The organism is Chryseobacterium sp. (assembly GCF_022712095.1).
In the GTDB taxonomy this organism is placed as follows: domain Bacteria; phylum Bacteroidota; class Bacteroidia; order Flavobacteriales; family Weeksellaceae; genus Chryseobacterium.
The window spans coordinates 1-11169 of the sequence record NZ_JALAHD010000112.1; the positions used below are offsets into that span (position 1 = coordinate 1).

Genomic DNA, 11169 nt, shown 5'->3' on the forward strand with positions numbered 1-11169 from the left:
GTCTATAAATAAATAACCTTCTTAGCAAAAATGCTAAGAAGGTTATTTATAGATGTCTAGTTTTATTGTTGCTGGCTAATTATAAAATATTTAGTCTGGGATATTTTGCCCATATATCTTTTCAAAATCACTAAAAAAGCTTTGTAAAGATGTTTTTTCATGTCTACAAATATTATAAATCGTTGACATAGGGATATCATATCCTTCAGGAAGTTTTATTTTACTAACAGTTGAAGGAGCAATTCCACATAACTTTGCATATTTATTCTGAGATATTTCCTTTCCGTTTTGATCTCTTAAGATTAATAAAAATCTTGAAGCAATAAAGTTGCAAAGATATTTATTTACCAATGCATTTTTTCCTTTATTTCTCTCATTATTTTTAATATCAGTCATCGTTAATTCAACATTTATATTCAAATCAACTGATTTAAATAAAAACAACTGTTCGTGATAGCGAATGATTTAAAATATTTTATTATATTTGCATTATAAGTTACGATAAAGGTAACTTTGCGATACTTCAACGATTAATAAATAGAAGCTATTCGCTTAGAATCTCGGATTGAAAACTGGCACTTTTTTGTACACGAGAGGATAAGTAGAAAGGCTCATGTCCTAGGCATGGGCTCTCTTATCTGTGTACAAGGTATGCCAGTACCCCAATCCTGATATTGTAGAGTTCCATGCCGTTTTTATTTCTATGCAGTCCACTTATTCTACAATTCTCTAAGACGCTTTTACCGTAAAAAGTATCACTGTGGACAGTTACAGTGGGTGTACAACCATTGCAGGGATAATCCCATTACAAAAAAAATCAACATTCATATCAATCAAATTTTTGCCTGTAAGTCAAGGGAAAATGAGCCTTTATTTTCCCTTCTTAGGTAAAAAAATAAAACTTTTAACCTATGAAAAACGGAAAGATTGCTTTCTAAAATTGGCAAAGTCCAATAGCTGACAAGTCAGCAGTGTGATAAAAAAACAAGCCCTCCCTTTGCATTATTAAGTATAATGGGTGTTATATGATATAAAAAGCAAGGAAGAGCATTTAGTTAATAATATAACCATATCAAAAGTATGAAAAATATCTTTTGCAGGGGACGTGCGTCCCTTATTTTTTCTACCATTTTAACGGTAAGCGGTTATGCGCAAAGCCGGATTGTTTCAGGAATAGTTACCGATCAGAAATCTCCATTAAGGGGTGCAGCAGTAAAACAGGAAGGTAAAACCTCTGTTGCGCTCACTAATGATAAAGGGCAGTTCTCAATTTTAGTAGAAGGCGAAAATCCTGTACTTGTTTTTGAGCATCCTGATTATACTACTAAAAAAGAGTTTTTGGGTAGCCGTTCTACCATTCAGATAAAACTGTCCAGTGGTATTAAACAAATTGAAGAAGTAGTGCTTAATGCCGGATATTATAAAGTTAGAGACAAAGAACGTACTGGTAGTATAGCCAAAGTATCGGCTAAAGATATAGAGAACCAACCCGTCACCAATGTACTCTCCGCAGTGCAGGGAAGAATGGCTGGTGTTAATATTGTACAAAATACCGGAACTCCCGGAGGAGGGTTTGATGTGCAGATCAGAGGCAGAAATTCATTAAGAACCTACAATACTGCCGGAATGGATGCCAATACCCCTTTATATGTCATAGATGGCGTACCTGTTATTACAGGAAACAGTTTTAATTCCGGACTATCATCAGCCGTACTACCATACGGAGATACTAATCCTTTAAATACGATTAGTGCCGGAGACATCGAAAATATTGAAGTTTTAAAAGATGCTGATGCTACAGCTATTTACGGATCAAGAGGTTCCAATGGTGTTATTCTGATTACCACAAAAAAAGGTAAGAAAGGACGGACTCAGGTAAATGCGAACCTTTCTTATGGGCTTGCCAGTCAAGCCAATTTACCAAAAATGATGGGAACAGCTGATTATCTACTCATGAGAGCAAGAGCTTACCAGAATGATGGAATAACGAAGCTTCCCACCAATGCCTATGATCTAAATGGGGTATGGAATAAAGATAAATATACTGATTTTCAAAAATATTTTGTGGGTGGTACAAGTGAGTACAGTAATACAAGACTCGGAATATCAGGAGGTAATAGTACCACTTCTTTTAATATTAGCGGCGGGCACGATGAACAATCCACTGTTTTTCTGGGAGATTACAGGTATAAAAGAAATACCGTGAGTGCTACTATAGATCACCAGTCAGAAGATAAAAAGTTAAAAGTAAATCTTTCCGCTTATTATACCGGACAAAATAATTTTCTTCCCCCTTCTGATTTCAGTACCGTATATGGGACACTAGCCCCCAATTCTCCTGACCTTTATAATCCCGATGGAAGTATCAACTGGCAACAGGGAACCTTCAGGAATCCCCTTGCTGCTGCGACAAAAGTATACAGGACTAATTCTGAGCAGTTAATCAGTAATCTGACCTTGCAGTATCAACTGATGAAAAACCTTAAAATTCAGATTAATTCAGGATATACCCACGGCAATACCACAGAAAGTAAAATATCTCCTAAAACAGCTTATAACCCTTCCGCTAATATCGGGAGTGAACGCTCGGAATTACAGTTGGTTAAAAAAGAAAATAGCAGTTGGATTATAGAGCCTCAACTGAACTTTGATAAGAAATGGGGAAATCATTCTTTTCAGGCTCTGGTAGGTACAAGCTTTCAGGAACAAACTTCAGATAATCTAAGTTTATACGGAAATAACTTTCCTTCAGATGAACTTATTATGGATATGGCATCTGCCAAGACTGTTTTAGTCCTTAACTCCATGAAAACTGTATATCGTTATCAGGCAATCTATGGAAGGCTTAATTATCAGTACGATGGGAAGTATATTCTGAATCTTACCGGAAGAAGAGACGGTTCCAGCAGATTTGGACCCGGAAAACGTTTTGCTAATTTCGGAGCAGTAGGTGCTGCATGGCTTTTCTCCAATGAAAATTTTCTAAAAGAATCCAGATGGCTCAGCTTTGGGAAACTAAGAGGAAGCTATGGAACTTCAGGAAGTGATCTTATCGGAGATTATCAGTTTTATGACAGCTATCAGTCCTTAGGATATCCCTATGGAGGCTTGCAGGGAATTTCCCCGACAAGACTTTTTAACCCGGATTTTAGCTGGGAGGAAACAAAAAAGTTAGAAATAGCCCTTGAAACAGGATTTTTCAAAGACAGGTTTAATCTTACCGCATCATGGTACAGAAATCGTACTTCCAATCAATTAGTGGGAATTCCTTTACCTATGACCACAGGATTTAGTTCTGTTAATGCCAACCTTAAAGCAACGGTTCAGAACTCGGGTTATGAATTTACCTTTGGCGGACAGATTATTAGACATAAGGATTTTAACTGGAATACTTCACTGAATATCTCTTTTCCTGAGAATAAGCTTATTGCATTCCCAAATTTACAGGGCTCTTCCTATGCCAATTCTTTTGTTGTAGGATATAGCACCAATATCCGTAAACTCTATCATTTCCTTGGCGTAAACCCTACGACAGGATTATACCAGTTTGAAGATGTTAATAAAGACGGGCAGTTTGATTTAAATGACCGAAACATTATAAAAGAAATTAAAACCTACTGGTTTGGAGGATTACAAAACAGCCTTAAATATAAAAACTGGTCACTGGATATTCTGCTTCAATTCTCCAAACAGAATGTAGAGAATATTTTTGCAAGCATCGGAAACTTAGGTATTATGGGAAACAGACCTGAACTTTTCTTAGATTACTGGACTCCCCAGAATCCTAATGCACAATTTCAGATGCCAAGCTCCGGAGCCAATGCCGGGGCGAGTTTAGCTGCCACAAATTTCAGAATGAGTGATGCCACGGTAAGCACCATCCATTCCCTAAAGCTTAAAAATATTTCATTAAGCTATAATTTGCCTAATGGTTTATTGGGAGCCCCGAAAGCATCCATTTATTTTCAGGGACAAAATCTATGGCTATGGTCCAATTATAAGGGTATAGATCCTGAGTTCAGTCTGATCGGCTATACAGCACCTTTAAGGGTATTTTCTTTTGGTTTCACTTTAACATTATGACATTGAAAATGACAACAAAAATTAAAACACTTTATATAACAAGTTTAAGCCTGTTACTGACTATTACCTCATGCGACAGCTTTACAGATATAGATATTCCCGGTAATCAACTCACCACAAAAAAGGTTTTTTCGGATGACGCTCTGGCAAAATCTGCAATGGCTTCTGTATTACGCTCACTTTCTGAAAAAGGTTTTTTATCAGGAGTAAGCTCCGGAGGGACTGCTCTTCTGGGATGTTACACAGATGAACTGGTATCCTACCAGCCTGCGAATTCTGATCTTTCACAAATGTATTTTCTGACCCATAATGCCCAAGGGTCTTCTGCTAAACTATTATGGGAAAGTTCTTATTCACAGTTATATTCCGTCAATGCGATTATTGAAGGTGTAAACAATTCTCCATCACTTTCTAAGGCTGTTAAAGACCAATTATTAGGAGAAGCTTTGTTTATCAGAGGATTATTACATTTTTACCTTACCAGTACGTATGGTAGTATTCCTTATGTTACGACCACTGATTATGAAGTTAACAGGAAAATTCCAAAAAAGACTACTGGTGAAGTATACACTTTGGCTAAAGATGATTTACTTCAAGCATTGTCCCTGTTACCGGAAACCTTGCCTAGAGGAAACAGAATCAGACCTTCAAAGATGGCAGCTTACACTGTTTTGGCAAGAATTGCCCTCTATGAGCAGGGGTGGAGTAAGGCTGTGGAATATGCCACAAAGGTCATAGGTAACCCATCCTATGCCATAGATTCGGATTTAAGCAAAGTTTTTCTTAAGAATTCTTCAAGTGCTATATGGCAGCTTGAACCTATTAGTGGATTAGAGAACACTCATGAAGGAGGCTTGTTTGTATTGGAAACAGCTCCTCCAACTAATGTAGCCATGTCTACTGCTCTTGTAGGTTCATTTGAGAATGGAGATCAAAGAAGGTCCGTATGGATTGGAAAGAAATCAGATACAAGTGGAAACGATTATTATTTCCCCTATAAGTACAAAAAGAATAAAGCGACAGCAAGTTCTGAGGAGTATTCCATCGTCCTTAGAACAGAGGAATTGTACCTGATCCGTGCAGAAGCATTTCTGGAATCAGGACAAATCGTATCTGCTCTAAATGATCTCAATGTCTTAAGAAACAGAGCCGGACTTACGAACATAACCTCGGGAGATTCTGCTGTTATTACTTCCATGATTCTTAATGAATACAGACATGAATTCTTTACTGAACTGGGTAATCGTTTTTATACCTTAAAAAGGAAAAACAGGCTCTCTTCTGAAATAAATCAGGTAAAACCCGGGTGGAAGGATTATTATAGTAACCTTCCGATTCCGGAATCTGAATTACTGCTTAATCCAAACTTATTACCTCAGAATAATGGATATTAAGGTTTTAAAGTTACTTCTTTGTATCACTACTTTCTTATTCTGGATTAGAGGTAAGGCTCAGGAGGTATCCCCAAAGGATAGTTTTATTGTGAATAGTCCTGCCGGAATAACAGGAGATCATTTTGGTGAGTATTATGTATCGAGACTTGTAGCAGATGCTCCGGGAGTAAAATGGATGGTGATTAATAATAAGAATAACTATGGAAAGAATGAGTTTAAGCTGATTGATACAGTTAATAACGAATCAGAAATTCTTCCTTTGGCTTTCGGCTATATATTTTTAGACAAAGATCATTTATTAATATCCTCAAAAGAGGGTATTATTTTTAAGGGGCTAAAAGAAAAAAAGGAGATACTGATTAAAGGAAGACATAAGTATGAGATATTCCCAATCAGCAAAAAAGTACTTTTATACAATTCTTTGGATAAGCAAATGGGTATTTATGATTTTTCAGGAAAAAAAATATTTGAACAGAATAACATCATTTCCTATGATGTTGGCTCTGACTCTTCATTAAAATCTATGAAATCTGGTATAAAGCCAAAGCCTTCGAAACTTAATGTAAAATCTGCTAAACCTTATAGAAAAGAAGTTTTATTTTATGCTACGGATGAATATTGGAAGACATTTGATTTACAAAATCTTGAAATAAAGAGCATAAAAACAGAAGACCCGATTCTAAAATCATGGAAGGGAAAAGATGTAGTATATGGCTTATCGAAGACAAAGAAAGGTATCTTTTTACATCAATGGAAATATGATTTAGAGGGGCTGAAGTATCAGTCCTCCCAAAAGATAGATTTTCCAGTGGGATATACTATAGATATGGAGATACTAAGAGAATCAAAACTTCGGGAGGATCGTTTTCTTATACTGTACCTTAAGAAACAGACTCAAGACAAATCATATCCCTTAGCGGTAGAAATCCGGTACTCCAACCGAAGTGATACTGCTCCTGACTTGTCCCCAAAGTTTGGAATTTATGACCTTAGAGAACACAGGTGGACTTTTTCACCCAATGATAAAGAAGTATTTACCAGTTATAAATGGGTGGGTGATAATAAGGGAGATTTTATTATTTATAATAAAGAAGAGAATGTAAGTGATACTTTGAGTAATCCTAAATATAGGGTTACACTTTTTACCCGGTATGGACTAAAGAAAAGCCTTTTGTTAAATCCATACGTAAGTACTTCAAACTTTCTCTTAGTACCTGATGCTAAGAGTATGCTATTTTTTAAGTCCGGTAGATGGCAGGTAGAGGATTTGGAATCTGGAATCGTAAAAGAACTTCCTTTGGATGGCTTCTTAACCTGGATTTTGGAGGAGTATTCCGGGCTGGAAGATAAACCTCAAGGGAAGGCATGGTTAACAAGTGCAAAAGGGAAAGTATGGTTACAGGAAAAATATGACCTCTATGAGTGGGATATTTTTACAGGCAAGATTAAACGATTAACCTTTGGCAGACAGCAGCATATTAAATATGTAGTCTCTTCCAGTCTTTTAAATAAGGGGATTATTGATACGAATAAGAAAGTTTTATTAGAAACGGAAAATTCTTTATCCAATCATTTTGGTTTATCATGGTTTGACAAAGGAAAAATCAAACCTGTTTACTGGGGAAAAGAAGTGGTTTATAATATCAGGGAGAATGAGGGAGCTCTGCTTTTTTCAACACAGGGATATGAGAGTCCATTAACGATAATGAAGAACGAAGGGAATAAAACCATAGTAATCTACAAAAGTCCCGGAAAAGATGGAGAAAAGTTGGAAGGCAGAAGAATGGAGGTATTTCAGTATAATGTTAATAACGTCACCAAAAAGGCAGTCTTATTATATCCCCAGTATTATGATTCCCAAAAGAAATATCCTATGGTCCTTAACATCTATGAGAATATATCAGAGAAAGCAAATTATTACAGTATTCCGGACTTATATGATACAGGAGGATTTAATCCAGCTTACTATACTTACAAGGGCTATTTTGTATTGCTACCGGATATCCATTATGATAGGGATAAACAGAGTATTATAGAATCTGTAGAAAATGCAGTAAAAGGAGCTTTGGACTTAGTGAGTATTAATCCTCAGAAAATAGGAATTACGGGAATTTCTTTCGGAGGATATGAAACAGGGCTTATCTTGGGAAGAACAGACATCTTTAAAACGGCTGTAATGGGAGTTATGATTGCAGATCTTCCTTCTCATGCCATGAGCTTTTCAAAGCTGGTGGGAGGACCTGATTATTACCGTACGGAAAGAAACCAGACACAGATGGGGAAGAGCCTTTTTGAGGATTACGATGCCTATCTGAAATCTTCTCCGCTTTATTATGCTAAAGAAGTAAAAAGCCCTGTACTGATCTGGACAGGAATGGAGGATGATAACGTAAATCCTATGCAATCAGCGATGTATTATTTAGGATTAAAAAGACTTAAAAAACCAGCAATTTTACTACGTTACCCTAAAGAAGGGCATGCCATATCATCACCTAAAAACAGGCAGGATCTTGGTTTAAAGACCTTTCAATGGTTTGAGCATTTTCTAAGAGATCAGCCTACCGCAGACTGGATGAAACCAATTGTTTCCCATTAATGTGAGACCTGTGTAAAAATTCCCCACCTTTTCCACCAACGTGCGTAATTTTTACCCACCCTATTGTAGAACGTGGTGAAAAATGATTCAGGTTATCACCAAAGGTGTGTAAAATAGATACAGCATCATGAAGAGCTTGCGTAAAAATTACGCAGGCTTTCCTTTCATATTCATCATCTTTTTATTCGATAGTCATTTTTGAGGATATTATTAAAATGACTGGTATATCAAAAAATTCCAGATCAGTAAAAGAGGCTATCTCGATCGGAGTAGCCTCATAACTTTTAAATAATTACAGCCTGCGTAAAAATTCCCCACCTTTTCCGCTGACATGAGTAATTTTTACCCACCCTGTTGTGGAACGTGGATAAAAAAGTAGCAGGTTATCACCAAGGATGAGTAAAATAAATACAGGTTAATGAAGAACTTGTATTTATTTTACGCAGGTCTTGTTTTAATGATTCACAGTCTTTTTTTCTTTCAAGGGCAAGAAATCTTAGACGGGATCATAATTAACTAATATACAGCGTGTTGCTTGTTTATTTTTACTTTTTCAGAGCTCTTAAAAATAGGCGATTTTTTTTCAGCAAGATGTGTCTTTGTACGTACAAACTTTTCAAGTTTTTCCTACAAAGACTCTCTTGCCTTTTTTGCAAAAAGGAGGAAAAACTTCGGAACTCAGTTTTTTTATTTTGGGAAAATCAGGTATAATATTCCAGAATAGCCCATTACATTCTTTTTTAATCTTTGGATATTCCAGATAAGTCCAGATCATTCTTATTTAGCCCAACTCCCTTGTATATTATTGCTTTTAATGTTTTTACACCCCAATTTTGCAAAAAAATAATCAGAAAATAAAACACTGATTTATTTTTTCTATCCTTTATCAAGGTCGCAGTATCAAACCTTACTTACCAAGAAACGCTGAGCTATTTTAATTAGATAAAACTGTACTAAGGTTATTTATAACTGAAAATGAATAAACATGGAAAAGGAGGAAAGGATTTTCATAAGAATTCAAAAATCCAGAAAAGAGAACTGGAAAAAGCTTTGTTCCAAAAAGGGAATTTCTCTGAGTAGTCTAATCATTAATTCAGTAGAAAATAGAATTTTTGATGATGAAAGAAGAAAGGTAATGGCTTTCATTGAAAAGCAGGACAACGTTTTTATCAAGATTGAAACCAATATCAATCAAGTTGCAAGAATCGTAAATGGGCAAAAGTTCATTTCTGAAAAGGTATTGGAAGATTTTTCAAATACACTTTTTGAAATTGAAAAATTGAAAAAAGAACAGAATATGATTTTTTTAAGAATCTATTCAATGCTTGGAAAACGATTATGAGGACAATATAACCTATGGGATCATGCTTTCCCCAGCTCCGACATCAGATTAAGAATTTCTCAATGTATAATAACACAATACAAACATCAATATTGAACATGAATAAAAAACTAACCTTATTTTGTTGTTTACTGGCAATAATACTACCAGTAATGGGCTTTGCCCAAACAGACAGTGATTACAGTAATTTACTTCAGTTTTTAAAAGGCGATGGTGCTTTTGAAAAATGGTTTATGGAAGTGTTTACAACACTTGATACCAAAATTCAGGATAACGCTAATGATGCTGCACTGGTTGGAAAGGCCATAGGCGGATTAGGTGCATTGATGTATCTGGGGTATATGGGATGGCAAATGGCTGCCGGAGATAGAGAATGGGAAATTATGCCTATGCTAAAACCTGTTTTGATTGGATTTACCCTGATCTACTGGACAGGATTTGTGAATTTGATTCAAGTTCCCTTTGAAGCGATTGCAGAACCGGGAATAGCTATTTTTAGTGATATAGAATCTGAGGTCAATGATTTAAGAGTTGAAAGGTTCAAGAAACAACAGCAGGTATTGGATGCTGTCATAAAACTTAAAGCAAGTGAAGATGCCAAACAAGAAGTTATTGAGAATGCTGGTAAAGATGCTGATGATTCCTGGTTTGATATTAGTGATGGATTGGATAAACTTATCCAGCCTATCAAGGAATGGCAGATCAGAATGCAATTTCAGATGCAAAAATTAGTAGCTGAAGTCATTGAATTTGTATGTCTCTCCATTCTCAGAATTTGTGTCTACCTTATTTTCTTTATTCAGAAGATTTGGGCTTATATACTCATTATTTTAGGGCCTATTGCTGTAGGAATGGCTCTTGTTCCGGGATTTGAAAACTCTCTATACAATTGGGTTTCAAAATTCATCAACATCAATCTGTACACTTTCGTTGCTTATACCATTATCAACATAGGTCAGCAACTCATTGCTGCTGGGTATACTATGGAAATTGATAGATATAATGTCCTCTTAACAGATGGTACTGTTACCAATTTGGATGCCCTACTGGTTTACATTAATAACTCTGGAATGATCTATAATCAGCTTTTTACATGTGTTGCCTATATCGTTACCGGAATAGGTGTTTTAATGACTCCTACAATTGCTGATGCGATCGTAACGGCTGGAGGAGCAGGAGTAATGACCAAAATGAAAAGTGCAGCAGGTAAAATGGTAGGAGGTGCAAAATCAGTAATCATAGCTGCTGCCGCAACTAAAACAGCAGGAGCAAATGCAGTGAGAGAAGTAATTAAAAGAACATCTAAGGATTTATTGAGATCTGATCTACCAATCCATCCATCAAACAACAACAGCAATAGCAATAGTAAAAGCAGTAACAGTAACAGTAACAGTAACAGCAACAACAATAATAACAATAATGTCAAAAAAGATAAAACTGAATAAGATTGTCTCATTAGTAACCGACAGAATTTGCAGACTGGATAAACCTTAATATATTAATATCTTCATGAAAGTTATTAAATCTACATCCCCATTATGGGGATTTTTCATTTTATTATAATCTGATGGTTTTTACTGTACCTAGCCTTAAACTCTGTCCGCTTATCGGCTTCGCCTTCTCATGTTTTTTTCAAAAATTATAAATTTTATCAAAATACATTCGGTGGAAACTCTCTTTATTTGTGGGAGATTGTTATATGTTTGAAAGAGGTTTTTGTTTTTATTTTCTTTTTTGCAGAATCAGAAAAAAAA

6 protein-coding genes are annotated in these 11169 nt (G+C 35.7%); 5 read left to right on the forward strand and 1 reads right to left on the reverse strand.

What is annotated here, in order from left to right; genetic code table 11:
- Positions 1 to 90: 90 nt before the first annotated feature.
- Positions 91 to 420 (reverse strand): hypothetical protein, encoded by a 330-nt coding sequence (locus tag Q0A18_RS05590; RefSeq protein ID WP_292009191.1) that lies wholly within the window; start codon positions 418 to 420, stop codon positions 91 to 93.
- Between the two features lie 660 nt (positions 421 to 1080).
- On the opposite strand from Q0A18_RS05590, the gene Q0A18_RS05595 reads away from it, so the two are divergent.
- From Q0A18_RS05595 to Q0A18_RS05615, 5 genes are all read left to right on the forward strand, one after another.
- Complete coding sequence (locus tag Q0A18_RS05595; protein WP_292009192.1) at positions 1081 to 4083, forward strand: SusC/RagA family TonB-linked outer membrane protein; 3003 nt, start codon at positions 1081 to 1083, stop codon at positions 4081 to 4083.
- A gap of 8 nt (positions 4084 to 4091) precedes the next feature.
- Positions 4092 to 5477 carry a RagB/SusD family nutrient uptake outer membrane protein gene (locus Q0A18_RS05600; protein ID WP_292009193.1) on the forward strand — a complete coding sequence of 462 codons (1386 nt, stop codon included), beginning with the start codon at positions 4092 to 4094 and terminating at the stop codon, positions 5475 to 5477.
- The gene (locus tag Q0A18_RS05605; RefSeq protein ID WP_292009194.1) at positions 5467 to 8073 is read left to right on the forward strand and encodes a prolyl oligopeptidase family serine peptidase; all 2607 of its coding nucleotides are present in this window, start codon (positions 5467 to 5469) and stop codon (positions 8071 to 8073) included. Before Q0A18_RS05600 ends, Q0A18_RS05605 begins: the two co-directional genes overlap by 11 nt.
- 985 nt (positions 8074 to 9058) lie before the next feature.
- Complete coding sequence (locus Q0A18_RS05610) at positions 9059 to 9415, forward strand: hypothetical protein (RefSeq protein WP_292009195.1); 357 nt, start codon at positions 9059 to 9061, stop codon at positions 9413 to 9415.
- Positions 9416 to 9567: 152 nt separating this feature from the next.
- Entirely contained in the window at positions 9568 to 10860 is a 1293-nt protein-coding gene (locus tag Q0A18_RS05615) for a hypothetical protein (protein ID WP_292009196.1), read from the forward strand.
- Positions 10861 to 11169 lie beyond the last annotated feature (309 nt).

Bases quoted from the DNA above. Each gene is read 5' to 3' on its own strand.
- Q0A18_RS05610 (WP_292009195.1), top strand. From the start codon at position 9,059: ATGGAAAAGGAGGAAAGGATTTTCATAAGAATTCAAAAATCCAGAAAA.
- Q0A18_RS05595 (WP_292009192.1), top strand. From the start codon at position 1,081: ATGAAAAATATCTTTTGCAGGGGACGTGCGTCCCTTATTTTTTCTACC.
- Q0A18_RS05600 (WP_292009193.1), top strand. From the start codon at position 4,092: ATGACAACAAAAATTAAAACACTTTATATAACAAGTTTAAGCCTGTTA.
- Q0A18_RS05615 (WP_292009196.1), top strand. From the start codon at position 9,568: ATGGGCTTTGCCCAAACAGACAGTGATTACAGTAATTTACTTCAGTTT.
- Q0A18_RS05605 (WP_292009194.1), top strand. From the start codon at position 5,467: ATGGATATTAAGGTTTTAAAGTTACTTCTTTGTATCACTACTTTCTTA.